This window comes from Streptococcus pseudoporcinus LQ 940-04 (genome assembly GCF_000188035.1).
In the GTDB taxonomy this organism is placed as follows: Bacteria; Bacillota; Bacilli; order Lactobacillales; family Streptococcaceae; genus Streptococcus; species Streptococcus pseudoporcinus.
Genome location: NZ_AEUY02000005.1, coordinates 1530081 through 1545889 on the forward strand (window position 1 = coordinate 1530081; position 15809 = coordinate 1545889).

General features: G+C 36.7%; 14 protein-coding genes and 1 pseudogene. 5 read left to right on the top strand and 10 right to left on the bottom strand.

Going from position 1 to position 15809, the window contains the following annotated elements:
- Positions 1-45 precede the first annotated feature (45 nt).
- The 3 genes from STRPS_RS08875 to ylqF are packed head-to-tail and all read right to left on the bottom strand — an operon-like array spanning position 46 to position 2252.
- Positions 46-594, bottom strand: coding sequence for a sugar O-acetyltransferase (locus STRPS_RS08875; protein WP_007891429.1), 549 nt, complete (start codon positions 592-594; stop codon positions 46-48).
- 46 nt (positions 595-640) lie between these two features.
- The gene (locus STRPS_RS08880; protein ID WP_007891277.1) at positions 641-1414 is read right to left on the bottom strand and encodes a ribonuclease HII; all 774 of its coding nucleotides are present in this window, start codon (positions 1412-1414) and stop codon (positions 641-643) included.
- A complete protein-coding gene (ylqF, locus tag STRPS_RS08885; protein WP_007891343.1) occupies positions 1389-2252 on the bottom strand; it encodes a ribosome biogenesis GTPase YlqF in 864 nt (287 codons plus the stop codon). Before ylqF ends, STRPS_RS08880 begins: the two co-directional genes overlap by 26 nt.
- Positions 2253-2430: 178 nt before the next feature.
- On the opposite strand from ylqF, the gene STRPS_RS08890 reads away from it, so the two are divergent.
- The 4 genes and pseudogenes from STRPS_RS08890 to STRPS_RS08915 all read left to right on the top strand — a co-directional run bounded on the left by STRPS_RS08890 (position 2431) and on the right by STRPS_RS08915 (position 6228).
- Entirely contained in the window at positions 2431-2859 is a 429-nt protein-coding gene (locus STRPS_RS08890; RefSeq protein WP_007891337.1) for a DUF1836 domain-containing protein, read from the top strand.
- A gap of 13 nt (positions 2860-2872) precedes the next feature.
- Entirely contained in the window at positions 2873-3523 is a 651-nt protein-coding gene (gene trhA / locus STRPS_RS08895) for a PAQR family membrane homeostasis protein TrhA (RefSeq protein WP_007891140.1), read from the top strand.
- A 132-nt stretch (positions 3524-3655) separates the two neighbouring features.
- Positions 3656-5199: pseudogene (locus STRPS_RS10980) on the top strand (IS1182 family transposase).
- Between the two features lie 117 nt (positions 5200-5316).
- Positions 5317-6228 (top strand): diacylglycerol/lipid kinase family protein, encoded by a 912-nt coding sequence (locus tag STRPS_RS08915; RefSeq protein ID WP_007893935.1) that lies wholly within the window; start codon positions 5317-5319, stop codon positions 6226-6228.
- A gap of 81 nt (positions 6229-6309) precedes the next feature.
- Here STRPS_RS08915 and STRPS_RS08920 read toward each other — a convergent pair whose 3' ends face one another.
- From STRPS_RS08920 to STRPS_RS08925, 3 genes are all read right to left on the bottom strand, one after another.
- On the bottom strand, positions 6310-6657 hold the full coding sequence (locus STRPS_RS08920) for a hypothetical protein (RefSeq protein ID WP_007893950.1): 348 nt from the start codon (positions 6655-6657) through the stop codon (positions 6310-6312).
- A gap of 9 nt (positions 6658-6666) precedes the next feature.
- On the bottom strand, positions 6667-6819 hold the full coding sequence (locus STRPS_RS10705) for a hypothetical protein (protein WP_007893970.1): 153 nt from the start codon (positions 6817-6819) through the stop codon (positions 6667-6669).
- Between the two features lie 300 nt (positions 6820-7119).
- Positions 7120-8682, bottom strand: coding sequence for an ABC-F family ATP-binding cassette domain-containing protein (locus STRPS_RS08925; protein ID WP_007896372.1), 1563 nt, complete (start codon positions 8680-8682; stop codon positions 7120-7122).
- A gap of 159 nt (positions 8683-8841) precedes the next feature.
- Between STRPS_RS08925 and STRPS_RS08930 the strand changes: the two genes are divergently transcribed.
- Positions 8842-10143: an aminotransferase-like domain-containing protein gene (locus tag STRPS_RS08930; protein WP_037599029.1), complete on the top strand. Its 1302-nt coding sequence runs from the start codon at positions 8842-8844 to the stop codon at positions 10141-10143.
- An 80-nt stretch (positions 10144-10223) separates the two neighbouring features.
- Here the strand turns inward: STRPS_RS08930 and STRPS_RS08935 are convergent, their stop codons facing one another.
- From STRPS_RS08935 to STRPS_RS08950, 4 genes are all read right to left on the bottom strand, one after another.
- The gene (locus STRPS_RS08935) at positions 10224-10562 is read right to left on the bottom strand and encodes an ATP cone domain-containing protein (protein WP_003083992.1); all 339 of its coding nucleotides are present in this window, start codon (positions 10560-10562) and stop codon (positions 10224-10226) included.
- Positions 10563-10707: 145 nt separating this feature from the next.
- Positions 10708-11784, bottom strand: a complete 1077-nt coding sequence (locus STRPS_RS08940) for an aspartate-semialdehyde dehydrogenase (RefSeq protein ID WP_007893967.1) — start codon at positions 11782-11784, stop codon at positions 10708-10710.
- A gap of 280 nt (positions 11785-12064) precedes the next feature.
- The gene (cls, locus tag STRPS_RS08945) at positions 12065-13639 is read right to left on the bottom strand and encodes a cardiolipin synthase (RefSeq protein WP_176602245.1); all 1575 of its coding nucleotides are present in this window, start codon (positions 13637-13639) and stop codon (positions 12065-12067) included.
- A gap of 451 nt (positions 13640-14090) precedes the next feature.
- Positions 14091-15761: a formate--tetrahydrofolate ligase gene (locus STRPS_RS08950; RefSeq protein WP_007893932.1), complete on the bottom strand. Its 1671-nt coding sequence runs from the start codon at positions 15759-15761 to the stop codon at positions 14091-14093.
- Positions 15762-15809 lie beyond the last annotated feature (48 nt).

The window sequence follows — 15809 nt, forward strand, 5'->3', positions numbered from 1 at the left end:
GCAAAAAATAAAAAAACTTTTACTAAAACAGTAAAAGTTTTTTAATTAATCTAGCCATTTAATAATTTTTGCTGGGTTACCAGCCAAGACAACATTATTTCCAAAAGACTTAGTGACGACGCTCCCTGCTCCTACAACAACATTGTCACCAAGTGATACTCCAGGTAAAATAGTAACTCCTCCCCCTAGCCAGACATTATCACCAAGTGTTATGGGAGCTCCATATTCTAGTCCAGCGATGCGTTCTTGTGCATCAAGAGGATGTAGAGGGGTCAATAACTGACAGTTTGGTCCAAACATGGCATTATCACCGATTTTAATCTTACAAACATCCAACATGGTTGTATTAAAATTGGCATAGAAATTTTCACCTACAAAAATATTGGAACCATAATCACAAACAAAGCCAGTTTCCATATAAATAGTTTCACCTGTTTTACCGAACCAATTTTTTAAAAGATGACTCCTTTTTTGACCATCTATCTCAGCATTAAAATCAGCAATGAGTTGCCGTGCTCTATTACGCATTTCTTTTAACTCTACATCACTTGCATCGTATAAGTCACCAGCAAGCATTTTTTCTAATTCAGTCATATTAATCTCCATATCTCAATCTAAAATAGTACCGAGACTATTGTGATCATAACATTGATTTAATAGGTTCAAAACTTTTTCGATGAATTGGTGTGACACCGTAGTTTTTTAAGCCCTGCAAGTGTTTTTTAGTACCATAACCTGCATTTTGGGCAAAATCATAGCCTGGATAAGTTTGATCGTAACTCATCATTAACTGATCCCTCGTTACTTTAGCAATTATAGAGGCAGCAGCTATGGATAAGGAGTTTGCATCACCTTTAATAAGTGGCATTTGCGGTATTGAAATATCTAAAGTCATCGCATCAATAAGCAAATAATCAGGAATAACCTCTACCTTTTTCAAGTTGTTAATGGCTTCTAGCATTGCTAGTTTAGTCGCTTGGTAGATATTTATAGTATCTATCATTTCATTATCAACAATACCTATCCCAATACCCATAGCTTGTTTTTTAATTTGTTCAAAGAGAGTAATGTGTTTAGATTTCGGAATTTTTTTCGAATCATTCAGTCCCTTAATTTTACAATTTTTGGGAAGAACAACACAAGCAGCTACAACAGGACCAGCTAATGGCCCGCGCCCAACTTCATCAATTCCAGCAATACAATGATAACCTTGTTGGTAGATGTCTCGTTCATAGCGAAACATATTTTCAAGTCGCTGCTCTTCCTTACGATTGGCTTCTATCACTTTTTTTCGACGGGCTATTGCTTTTTTTACACCTTGTCGCTCATCCTGCTCGAGTTTTCTCCAAAGAGGATCAGAAAGGTCCGTAACAGCCTCAAGATTGTCTTTAATTTCCTTGATTGTCTGAGTCATATGCTTCCTCCACTTGGTCTAAAGTAAAGGTTCCTAATTTTCCATCACGAACTTCTTTGATAAATAGGGTATAGAAGCGATCATAATCATCTCTGAAACCTAGTTTTTGTGTCATTGTTACGATGATATCAGGCGCTTCTGCTTCAAGGTTTATCCCTTTAAATCTTTCGAGCAGACGTTTAGGATAATACTCTTTAAAGTAATTGATGCCAAATATAGTAACGTCATCTAAAGGTAAGAGTTGATCTTTGATAGCACCTGTTAAGGCTAGTTTCAAACCAACTCCTTGGTCTTCAAATTTGGGCCATAAAATACCAGGAGTATCTAAAATCTCAAGGTCTTTATTAGATTTCAACCACTGTTGACCTTTAGTGACGCCTGGTTTATTACCAACAACAGCTACTTTTTTACCAGCTAACCTGTTCATTAAAGTTGACTTACCAGCATTTGGGATGCCAATAATCATTGTTCGTAAGGTTTCTTTTTGAATACCCCGTTGACGTAATTTAGTAATTTTATCGGACATCAGTGCTTTGGCAGCATCTGTCACTTTTTTGACAGTAGATTGCTCCTTTGAATTGATAGCTAGTGTTTTGATTCCTTTAGACTCATAGAATTGTTGCCACTCCTTTGTCCTACTTTGGTCGGCAAGGTCAGCTTTATTAAGTATCATCAATTTGGGCTTATCACCAACAATCTTTGTTAACATTGGGTTCTGGCTGGATAAAGGTAAACGTGCGTCAACTAATATTGTCACAAAGTCAACGTGTTTTAAATTTTCTTGTACTTGTCTACGTGCTTTAGACATATGTCCAGGGAACCATTGAATAATAGCCATTTATCGGCTCTCCTTTCCTAGTTTCAAATATGAGACTGGTTGATAGTATTTCTGCTTATTATATCATGAAATGGTTCCTTATCCTATTGTCATATTTTAAAACTGATATTTTTTATTGCATTTTTATTTTAATTATTGTAACATATAGTTATCATAACTAGATGAGAAGGTTGATAAAATGAAATATAATATTCTTCCTAATTGGGAAAATTTGCCCGAGATTGACTTGTACCTTGATCAAGTTCTACTGTATGTTAATCAAGTAGCAACTATTATAGAACCAAGTCAGCAAAAACCGTTAACTGCCTCTATGGTCAATAACTATGTAAAACACGGCTATCTTGAAAAGCCCTTTAAAAAAAAATATGCTAGGCATCAGTTGGCACGACTCATTGCAATAGCTATTCTAAAACATAGCTTTCCCATTCAAGATATTAGCCAGGTTCTACAAGGATTAAGAGGTAAGAAAGATTCTGAGCAACTCTATACTGCTTTTGTTAATTATTGGAACAGTGGACAAACTGATGGAGTTGATGACATTATCATTGCAGCATGTAAAACCGTTAAGTATTATTGCCTAACATTTTCATTAATGGAAAATGAATAAGGAGGTCGTTGCCTTGAATCAAACGTTTAAACAAAGTCTTCCCCTGTCATTTGGAGAAGAGCTTGCAAATGCCATAACACATGCTATTGGTTCTCTAGTCATGCTCTTTATTTTACCATTTGTTGCTATCTATAGTTATCACACTTACCAACTTAAAGCTGCTGTTGGCATCTCAATTTTTGTCATTAGTTTATTTTTGATGTTTCTTTCATCAACTATTTATCACTCAATGGCTCATGGAACACCCCAAAAATATGTTCTCCGGATTATTGACCATAGTATGATTTATATTGCTATTGCTGGCAGTTACACACCCATTGCACTCTCTTTGGTCGGAGGTTGGCTAGGTTATCTTATTATCATTCTACAGTGGGGAATAACCCTATTTGGTATTCTCTATAAAATTTTTGCTAAAACTATTAATGAAAAATTCAGTTTATTGCTCTACCTTTTTATGGGGTGGTTAGTTATCTTTATTTTACCGGTCATCATTACTCATACGAGATTGTCTTTTGCTATCCTGATGCTTTTGGGAGGCTTAGCTTACACGATTGGTGCTATATTTTATGCCAATAAAAAGCCCTATTTCCACATGATTTGGCATCTTTTTATTCTGCTAGCATCAGCTCTGCAATTTACTGCCATTGTTTTCTACATGCTATAATTAAATGAGTCTGGGACAAAAGTCTTCTTGACTAAAACAAAAAAGCAACGGTTTTTGCCGTTGCTTTTTGCATGGTTGCGATAGTCTTGATAAAATAGAATTGTCCAGAAACACTTTAGAAAGGCTATCCCCATGCATATTCACTATAACACAAATCAAACCACATTGCCACTTGAACTTACCTCTTGCTTACCACAAGACCACATTGTCTTCACCATTGAAAAAGTGGTAAATGAATTGGAAGAAAACTGTTTCGCTGGCTTCTACTCTACCTTTGGTCGTCCTTCTTATCACCCTAAACTCTTATTATCTGCTCTCTTATTTGCTTATACTCGAGGAGTCTTCTCTGGTCGCAAAATCGAGAAATTAATGATAGAAAATATAGCTATGCAGTATCTGACTGGTCAGCTGGTGGTCAGTTATCGAACCATTAATCGTTTCCGTGTGGCCAAAGGCATGGAAAACTTAATTAGAGATTTATTCATTGACTAAACCTTCGTCTCAAGATGGAGGACCTAGTCTCTCTGGACTGTCTCTATATTGACGGTACCAAGATTGAAGCCAATGCCAATAAATATAGCTTTGTCTGGAAGAAAGCAACAGCTAAATTCTCTGCCAAGCTTCAAACTGACCTACGCCGCTATTTTCAAGAAGAAGTCAGCCCTCTGATTCACGAGGCCATTGTTCTGGATGAACAAGAACCAGTAACTGCTGAGCAGTTAACCGCATTTGCTCAAATCATCGAGGAAGAATTGGCAGACTTAACTCAAGACATTGAGGAGGAACCTGTTAAAGGTCAGGATACACGCAAAGTTAAACGTCGAAAACTCAAGAAGGTCCTACGAAAGGTTAAGGATGATTTTTCAGTGCGAGCTGAGAAATATGAGACCTATCATTCTATCTTCGATGGTCGCAATAGTTTTTCCAAAACAGATACAGACGCTACCTTTATGCGGATGAAAGATGACCATATGAGGAATGGGCAGCTTAAAGCAGGCTACAATCTTCAAATCGCTACGGAAAATCAGTTTGTCCTTCATTATGATATCTTTCCAAACCCAACCGATACTAAAACATTGATCCCACTATTAGATAGTTACCCACATAATCTTAAGAGGGTTGTTGCAGATGCGGGGTATGGGAGTGAAGAAAACTTAACCACACTAGACAAATTTGGAGTTGAGCACCTGATTAAATACAGTATGTTTGATAAGGAGCAGAAAAGAAAGCAGAAACACTCTCCAAAAGCATCTCGATAATTGGCTCTACGATGACGTCAGTGATACCTACACACATCCTGATGGTTGGGATTATCATTTTGAATCTATCAAACATAGCAGAACAGCCACTGGATTCCAACAAGACATCAGGGTTTATCAGGCGGATTATCCTGATTTAGCCCCTCAAAAGTGTCTCTATGTAAACCAGAGATACCAAGAGTTGAAAAGAAAAGAGAGTCAAGCGCTTTTATCTGAAGAAGGAGGGCGAATCTTCGCACAACGGAAAGTTGATGTGGAACCTGTCTTTGGTCAGATAAAGGCTTGTTTGGGTTACAAACGGTGTAACCTGAGAGGGAACGTCAGGTTAAGATTGATATGGGATTGGTCCTCATGGCCAATAATCTACTGAAATACAATAGGAGAATGACAAAAATTAAAAACAGAGACTCACTCTAAATGTGAATCTCTGTTTTTATAGCTGAGAACTCTTTTTGTCCCAGACTCTTATTTATTGCTTACAAATACATGGACTAGTGTTATAATAAGGATGACTAGAAAGAAAGGTAATTCGTTATGGAGACAGTATACTTGTTTGTCAATCCTTTTTCCGGAAAGAAAAATGAAAAAGACCTTACGCAACACATTAAAGAGTCTTTCCTCCAGCATGGTTTTCTTGAGCAGAATATCACTATTGTCACCCCTGAATCAGCGTCCGATGCATTTGAAAAGGCTAAAGCAGCTTCTCGTAAGGGGATTGACTTGGTTATTCCACTTGGAGGAGATGGCACCATTAATAAAATAATAGGTGGCGTACACGAGGGTGGTCATCATACTAAAATTGGACTCATCCCCTCTGGTACTGTTAATAATTTTGCAAAATCTCTGTCCATTCCATTAGATCCTGATTTAGCCATTGATACCATTTTAAATGGGCAAGATAAAAAAGTGGATCTTTGTAAAGTCAACGAACATTATATGATTAGTAGTCTAACTCTTGGACTTTTAGCAGATATAGCAGCTAATGTAACTACAGAAGAAAAACGAAAATTCGGGCCCTTAGCTTTTTTAAAGGATAGCTATCGGATTTTAAAACGCAACCGTTCTTATTATCTCACCCTTGTTGATGATAATGGACAATTTGCTATTAAAACAAAATTCTTACTTGTGACCATGACCAATTCCATTGCTGGTTTTCCCTCTTTCTCACCTTCAGCTACAGTTAATGATGGTCTGTTGCAAGTCTACACTATGAAAAAAGTTTCTTTTATGAAATTTTTATTACATATTAATGATTTTCGTAAAGGGGATTTTTCTATGGCTGAGGAGATTACACACTTTTCAACTAAGAAGTTAAGCATCACCCCATCGAGAATTAAAACCTTGATTTTACCTAGAACACGTATTGATGGTGATAAAAGTGACATGGTGCCGGTGTCTCTCACAGTCTTAAACGAAGCAGTCACCGTTCGTGTTCCTCATTCTTAAAATCTACCCAAGCGTGTAAAAAAAGGGCCAAAAGCCCCTTTTGTGTCTTATCAAGTAGTTTTTTTAATGACAAACCTTCATTTATTTAGCTTTAAAATGATTTAATTGTTCATCAATCTTATCACCTGCCACATCTGAGTAATGGTCAATAGTTCCCTTTGCCTTTGAGAGAGAATCCTCAATTTTATCACCAGCCAAACCTGAATAGTGGTCTATCTTCGATTTTGAGTCCTCTAACTTCTCAGAAACTGTTCCTAAAAAACGTTCACTAAGGCCCTTAATGGTTTCATTTAATTCACCTATTTTCTCGTTACTTTCCTCAAGTAAGTCTTGTTTGTCCGTTTCTGATAGGCTAAGATAAGCAACAGCTGCTGCTGCAGCTCCGGCAATCAATGCAATAGTTATACCTTTTTGTCTTGTATTCATCATATCTATCTCCTATTTCATTTTGCGATCTTTCAAAATTTTTCGACTTAATTTGAAGACAGGGACAAGTAATAATAATAATTGAAGAACTTCAGCTATCTTTACTTTACGATGTTTAGTGTTGACAGCACTTCCTGCTTTAATGTTATTTCCCTTTAAATTCATACTAGACTCCTCTTCCATCTGAAACCACAGTTACTTTTTAACAGTCATCACTTTGTATTTTACCGAGTGTCAGTTCCTCTCTAAAGTGACCATGATAATTAATTTATTGTAGTTACTTTTGTTAATAGGTGAAACAACTTCTTTGTAATTTCCTTAACAAAGCTATTGTTATAACCTTATTTTAAAGAGACTACTCAATTAATTATTTATATTGTCATTATACTTTTATTTTGAATACTCGTCAAGAATTTTGCTGCTATATAGAAAAAAAGTTGACACAAATGGCCAACTTCCCTATCTCTATAGGTTAGAATCAAATGAGGTTAATTGATTGAAATCCCAGACATCTGTTACCCAACCTTCATAAAAATCAGGTTCATGACATACCATTAAGATAGACCCTTTGTAAGCTTGTAAGGCTCTTTTTAGTTCCTCTTTAGCATCAACATCTAAATGGTTAGTTGGTTCATCCAATACCAAAACATTATTTTCCCGATTCATAAGAAGACAAAAGCGCACTTTAGCCTGTTCTCCCCCAGATAGGACCTGAATCTGACTTTCAATATGTTTTGAAGTTAAGCCGCAACGTGCAAGAGCTGCTCTTACTTCGGCTTGATTTAAAGCTGGGAAAGCATCCCAAACTGCTTCTAACGGTGTTTGACGATTTCCTCCTGAAACTTCTTGTTCAAAGTAACCTAATTCAATGAAATCTCCCTGCTCAACTTGTCCTGCCAATGGCTTGATAATACCGAGTAAACTCTTTAATAAAGTTGATTTCCCAATACCATTAGCACCTGTAATAGCAATTTTTTGATTTCGCTCAAAATTAAGATTTAAAGGATTTTTTGTTAAAGGACGATCATATCCAATTACTAATTCCTTTGCCTGAAAAATATAGCGACTAGGGGTGCGAGATTCCTTAAATGAAAAGCTTGGTTTAGGCTTCTCTGCCTGTAACTCAATAATGTCCATTTTATCTAATTTCTTCTGTCGGGACATAGCCATATTCCGCGTAGCAACACGCGCCTTGTTACGATTAACAAAATCTTGCAAATCAGCAATTTCTTTTTGTTGACGTTCATAGGCAGCCTCTAATTGAGCTTTCTTCATTTCATGAACCTCTTTAAACTGATAATAGTTGCCTGAATACCTTACTAAATCCTGATTTTCAACATGGTAGACAATATTAATAACGTCATTAAGAAATGGAATATCGTGTGAAATGAGAACAAAAGCATTTTCATAATTTTGAAGGTAACGTTTAAGCCACTCAATATGCTCCGCATCAAGATAGTTTGTTGGCTCGTCTAAGAGAAGAATATCTGGCTTTTCCAACAATAGCTTTGCAAGTAGAATTTTTGTTCTCTGGCCACCAGATAATTCTGTCACATCAGACTCCATGCCAAAGGCCATAACACCTAGAGCTCTTGCTACTTCATCAATCTTTGCGTCTAAGGTATAAAAATCTCGTGATTCTAGGCGATCTTGCAATTCACCGACTTCTTCCATGAGACCATCGACATCAGCTCCTTCTTCTGCCATTGATAAATAGATAGCATTAATACGGTCTTCAGTTTTAAACAAATCATCAAAAGCAGTCCTTAAAACTTCACGAACAGTTTGTCCTTCTTCTAAGACAGTATGTTGGTCTAAGTAACCAGCTGTAACATACTTAGACCATTCAATCTTCCCTTCATCAGGTTGTAAATGTCCAGTAACGATACTCATAAAGGTTGATTTTCCTTCACCATTTGCTCCAACTAAGCCGATGTGCTCTCCTTTCAACAGCCTAAAGGAGACATTTTCAAAAATCGCCCTATCTCCAAATCCGTGACTTAAATTTTTTACTTCTAATATACTCATCTATTCATCCTTTACTTCACTAAAAAAGCCGTTAACACGGCATCAACTTACTGCCATTATGGCAAAAATCGGGATATTTGTCAATCTATGCCATTGTTGTAAAAGGCCAGATACGTTACAATAGAAAGAAAAATATAAAGCGACATAGGAATCATAATGATGACGAGTATTTACCAAAAAATTATCGATGATCTTGTAAGGGCAATTGAACAAGAAACACTTCAAAAAGGGGCTAAAATTCCTTCTATACGTCAGCTAAGCACAGAATATGGCTGTAGTAAAGATAGCGTACAAAGAGCCTTGCTGGAGCTTAAGCATCGTTGCTACATCTACTCTGTTCCTAAAAGTGGTTACTATGTGATTGGTAAAGTGAAAGAAATCCCCCTCCTTGATTTTAATTTAGCTGATTATAATAGCCTCGCCTACAAAAACTTCAAATTATGCTTAAATGAGACGATGACTCAAGATGAAGACTATCTCTTTAGTTACTACTCTAAAATCGAGGGCTTAGATGAATTATTGAGAGCCCTTGAAAAACATTTAGCAAACCATACTGTCTATTGCAAAGCCAGTGAGATTATCATCACCTCTGGAACTCAGCAAGCCCTCTACATCTTGACTCAGTTAGTTTCTTCAGAGTATAAAAAGTCAATCTTACTAGAAAAACCAACCTATAGCCGTATGGAAAACATGGTGAAAGGTCTAGGTGTCCCTTTTGAAACAATTGATCGCACCTTCCAGGGACTAGACCTAGATCGGTTAGAATCATTTTTTAAAAGTGGTAAGTTTAAATTCTTCTACACAATCTCACGATTTTCAAATCCTTTAGGACTTTCTTATACTAAAGAAGAAAAACAGGCTATTGTTACTTTAGCCAAACGCTATGATGTCTATATTATTGAAGATGATTATTTGGGAGATTTTACTGCCAAGAATGAAATGCCTCTTCACTATTTTGATACTGATCAAAAAGTAATCTACCTTAAGTCTTTCTCAATGAGTGTCTTTCCATCTTTGCGAATTGCTGCTTTAGTCTTACCTGAAAGGCTACGTAAGCCATTTCTTAACCATAAATCAATGATTGATTTAGACACCAATATTATCATGCAAAGGGCTCTCTCACTTTATTTGACAAATGGCATGTTCGAACGGAACTTTGAAAGGTTATATCATTATTTTCAAGAGAAAATGTTAACACTGAGTGACTATTTTTCAAAAAACTACCCACAAGTTAATTATCGACTAACACCTCAATTTGTTATTCTTTCCCTTCCCTCACAGGTCCCTATGATTAAAACCTTGCAGGAGGGAAGTTATGATTTTCAACGCTTACAAGGCTCCTCCTACCTTAAATTTCCTTTATTAAAGGTAAATCCAGAACTCTTAACTTCTCTTTTGTCAGACTTGGAAATGGGAACAAAGCAAAGAGAAAATTTAAGGTTAGAATCAAAAAAGACTTAGTTTTAGACAGTCTAGAACTAAGTCTTTTTCTTATAGTATAGCCTATCTATTTTAAACTATTCTTGAAAACAAGCCCTGCTTTATTTTGTTTGCTCAAAGCGGAGATGAACAATGATACTATCACCATAACCGTTTCTTTCCAGATCTCTTTGTAGACGATAAGAAATATAATGTTCAGCAATATTGATAAATCCTGCATCCATTAAACGATTTTCAACCAATGATTGAATCATATTAATAGTTGGTTTCTCAACTTTTGCTTCTTCTAAGTCTATAACAACCTTTTTGGTAACTTGTGCTAGGTTTTGACGCCATGTTTCATCAATAACATAGACTGTTCGAGCAGCTTTAATGATTGCTTGATAAATCTTATCTGGATCAAATTCAGCAACCTGACCATCACGCTTGATAATTTGCATCTTTTTCCCTCTTTTCATCTCTTTTCAATTTACTTACATTATGCTAATCTTTTCTAATTTTGTCAAGTTTTAGCGATTAGAAAAACTAATTTAATAAGTTTTAATTAAACATTTGACTTCTTCGCATTCCTGTTTTAACTCTTCTTTATTTTAATTCAAAAAGTAATTGCTTACTTGGCTTAACCAATCCCCGTTGGTGCAAAGCTTCAGCAATCTGAACGGAGTTCCATGCGGCACCCTTAAGAAGGTTGTCAGAAACTACCCACATATGAATGCCATTTTCAATATCTAAGTCCTTGCGAACACGACCGATAAAAGTCTCCTTACTGCCAACAGCATTAACCGCCTGCGGATAGACTTGCTCCTTCGTATCATCTTCAAGAACAGCTCCAGGAAAAGCTTGAATGGCTGCTTTGACTTCTTCAATCGGAGCTACTGTTGCGGTTTCAATATAAACGGACTCTGAATGAGCAGATAAGACTGGGATACGAACACATGTTGCAGAAACCTTAATGTTATCATCAGACATAATTTTCTTGGTTTCCCTTGTCATCTTCATCTCCTCATAGGTATAATCGTTATCAGTAAACAAGTCAATTTGAGGTAAGGCATTAAAAGCAATTGGATAATGTTTTTTGTCTCCAGCTGAAGGTAAGATAGAAGCCGTCACATTTTTAGGATCTAGTTCTTCATTAATGACTTGGCAATATTGCTTTTTCATCTCATTAATAGCAGACTGTCCTGCTCCAGAAACGGCTTGATAAGTGGAAACGATAATCCGCTCCAATCCCCACTTTTGACGAATTGGTTCTAAGGCAATCATCATTTGAATTGTCGAACAATTTGGACAAGCGACAACACCCTGATGTTGTTCAAGAGCATCAGCATTAACTTCTGGAACAACTAAAGGGACCTGCGGATTTTGTCTAAAATAGGAAGTATTATCTACAACAACTGCTCCGGCTTGTACTGCGTATGGAACATACTTGGCAGATGTCGACCCACCAGCAGAAAATAATGCCAAATCAACATCAGCAAAAGAGCTCTCTCTTGTTTCTTCGATTATGATTGCTTGCTCTTTAAAGGTCAACGTCTCACCGGCAGAACGAGCAGATGCCAGTAAACGTAGCTTATCAATTGGCAAATTGGATTCTTCAAGCATTTTTATCATTTGTGTACCTACTGCTCCAGTAGCACCAACGACTGCAATTGTATATCCCATAGGAAACCTCATTTTTAAATTTTTTGATATATTTGAATTTTCTAAATTTTATATAAATATATAAAATAGTCAGGGTTCTTTTTTACCTTTAAATCATATCAAGATAAAAAAAGATTCCTGTCAATTTGACAGGAATCAGGGGCACCCAAAGAATGTGATAAAAAGGTTCACACAATTTATCAAAGTCGGCTCCTGCCTTAATGACCTCCCCTGCGCAAATATGGTTAAAAACCATAATCGACTCATCGCATGATCCTATCATAGCAAAAAAATGATCATATTACAAGAGGGGGGCAATCGTTTTAACTAAAAGCCCCACTAGCTTTTGAATCCATGGCCGTCTCTTTAAGTAATCGTAGGTTACAAGCTTTGACTCCTTTTGCGTCTCTTGAAAGTCTTTAACAATATCTGCAATAGCTGATACACGATATAAATAAGTGGCACATTCGAAATGATGATATAAACTACGATAGTCTAAATTTATGGAACCAACAACGGCTTTTATGCCATCACTGACAAAAATTTTAGAGTGAACAAATCCAGGGCTATACTCATATATACTGACTCCTGAGTCCATTAAAGCTTTATAGTAGGTTTTCGCCAAAGCATAAGGAACTGCCTTATCAGGTTTTCCAGGCATAATGATGCGAATATCGACACCACGTTCAGATGCAAAGCGAATAGCATGCTCCATTTCACTATCTAAAATTAAGTAGGGGGTCATTATATAGACGTATTCCTTAGCATGATTAAGAATATCGATATAAACATTTTCCCCAATCTTATCCGTATCTAAGGGAGAATCACCATAAGGAATCAAAAAACCATCAGAAGCAAGTTCTTGTTCATGTTTTGATAAATAGGGTTCAATAGTAAGTTCTTTCTCTGTGATAGACCACATTTGTAAAAATAAGATGAGAAAACTATCTACAGCTTCACCTACCACTCTGAGACCAGCATCTTTCCAGTGCCCAAAACGTTCTATTTCATTAATATATTCATCAGCTAAATTAATGCCACCTGTATAGGCAATATCACCATCAATAACCACAATTTTACGGTGATCACGATAATTATAATAAGTTGAAATAAAGGGGGATAAGGGAAGGAATGCTTTGGCTTTTATACCAAGGCCTGCAAGTAGTTTGGAATAGTCTGAAGATAACGTAGATAACTCTATCATACCATCATATAAAACACGAACTTCCACGCCTTCTTTTACTTTTCTCTCTAATATTCCGAGAATTTCTCCCCACATCAAACCTTCGGCAATAATAAAGAACTCTAAAAAAATATATTTTTCAGCTTTAAGTAAATCTTCTTTTAACTGTTCAAAAAAAGTTTCCCCGCCAGAAAAATATCTTGTCTGACTATTATTGTAAACAGGAAAACTGGCTCGACTTCTCTGTAAATATTGCACTAAATGATAAGTTGTTGAGGTATTATCCTTCAGTATCTCAACAACAGCTTCATCATCTTTTAAATAGGGTTCACTTAGTTCCACTAGATGATGGATCCTTTTCTTTAAATCGCGGTAGCCCCAATCAAATTTAGTATAGATAAGTAGTAAGGAACCAAATAAAGGCGCAACCATAATTAAAATCAGCCAAGTTACTCTAGAGATAGCATCCATCTCACTATTAACAAGGTAAAGAACAATACAAATGGCAAAGATGATTTCAACAATTGTTAGTAAAAAACGATATTGTTCCATCCAGGCATAAGACAGTACTAAAAATAATATTTGCAAGAGAATTAAAAGGATAATCAGGGTGACGCGACTAAAGAGACCTCGCAAAAACCCCCGCTTACTTTTATGTAGCAAATGTTTCACTTTGATTTTATTATTTATTATTCAGTCCTCCTCTAAAATGCTACTAGGACTACTAGAATGGTTTCAACCAATGCTCTGCAAAATAGTAACCCTGATATTATAGCCTACATTTTACCTTCCCTTACATGTGTCGCCATTAGAAATACTTTTCTATGTCCTTGTCCTTATTAAGGACTGGCGTTTTCCAAGTGGCCAGTTTTTTTCTGTTAACTTTCTAAACTCTTAATCATTCTTAGAGGAATAAGGTTATAGGCGACTCGCTTTTATGATAACCATTTAATACCACTAATCGTCCCCATTGGGGCCATTTTTTGCTAACCTCTACTTTTATAGTTTATCAAAAATTGCCTGCTTTGTCTCTTAGTTTAGGTTTGATTTAGAATAGAGTAAAGCACGCTCTGATAGTAAAGGAAGGCACTTTATCAGCTTAAGAAAAACAGAAAAAACGGACTAGACATTACATTTTAGGGCTTTAAAATAATCCAATTGCAGTACCATTTTCCGAAACATCCATCTTTAGAGCCGCAGGTGCTTTCGGTAAACCAGGCATGGTCATAACCTCGCCTGTAAGAGCAACAATGAATCCCGCTCCAGTTTTGGGCACAAATTCACGAATCGTAATATCAAAACCTTTAGGTGCTCCTAGCAGAGTTTGATCATCTGAAAAGCTATACTGCGTCTTAGCCATACAAATAGGTAGTTTATCCCACCCAAATTCCGCAAATTGTCTCAGTTGAAGCTCTGCTTTTGGTGACAAGTTAACCGCCTGTCCGCCGTAAATATTTTTGACGATTTTAGTGATTTTCTCTTCTACGCTATCTTGCTCAGTATATAAAGCTTGATAAGTTGCCTTTTCTTCTTGGATAACCTTGACGACTGTCTCTGCTAGAGCCACTCCACCTTCAGCCCCCTTTGCCCAGACACTAGCCAGTTCAACTGGAACAGCAATCTCCCGACATAAGTCTTTTAAAATAGCGATTTCAGCATCAGTGTCAGCTAGGAACTCATTGATGGCGACAACGACAGGGATTCCATATTGACGCATATTTTCAACGTGACGCTTCAGGTTGGCAAAACCATTTTTTACAGCCTCGACATTTTCCTCACTGAGTTGACTTTTGCTAACTCCCCCATGCATTTTTAAGGCACGCAAAGTCGCAACAACAACAATCGCATCAGGTGCTTTTGACAGATTAGGTACTTTGATATCTAGGAATTTTTCGGCTCCTAAATCTGCACCAAAACCCGCTTCAGTTACTGTATAATCAGCTAAGCGCAGCGCTGTCGCAGTAGCTAGAATAGAATTACAGCCATGTGCAATATTAGCAAATGGTCCTCCGTGAACTAAGGCAGGTGTCCCATAGATTGTTTGTACCAAGTTAGGCTTGATAGCATCTTTAAGGATAAGGGTCAGCGCGCCTTCTACTTTTAAGTCACGCACATAAATCGGCTGACGGTCATAACTGTAAGCCACAACAATATTGGCAAGGCGTTCTTTTAGATCCTTAAGATCAGTTGCTAAGCATAGAATAGCCATAATTTCCGATGCAACGGTAATATCAAAACCATCTTCTCTTGGAACACCATTAACTGGACTTCCAAGGCCAACTATAACCTGACGTAAGGCACGATCATTGAGATCCACAACTCGTTTCCAAATAATACGACGTTGGTCAATACCAAGCTCATTCCCCTGTTGCAGATGATTATCAATTAAGGCTGACAGTGCATTGTTCGCTGTGGTAATGGCATGCATATCACCTGTAAAGTGAAGATTAATATCCTCCATTGGTAAGACTTGAGCGTAGCCACCTCCGGCGGCTCCTCCTTTAATTCCCATGACGGGTCCTAAAGATGGCTCTCTTAAAGCAAGCATAGTTTTCTTACCAATTTTATTTAAGGCATCCGCAAGTCCAATACTCATTGTAGACTTTCCTTCACCTGCGGGTGTTGGGTTAATTGCTGTTACTAAAATTAATTTCCCGATTTTATTTTCTCTGATGGCATTGATTTTATCAAATGACAATTTAGCCTTATATTTTCCATAAAGTTCAATATCGTCAAAATCAATACCAACCTTTTCAACAACTTCTGTAATTGGTTTAAGGGTAACACTTTGGGCAATTTCAATGTCTGATTTCATAGGACTCCTTTTTATACATGTCATTAGATACATTTATTATAACACAAG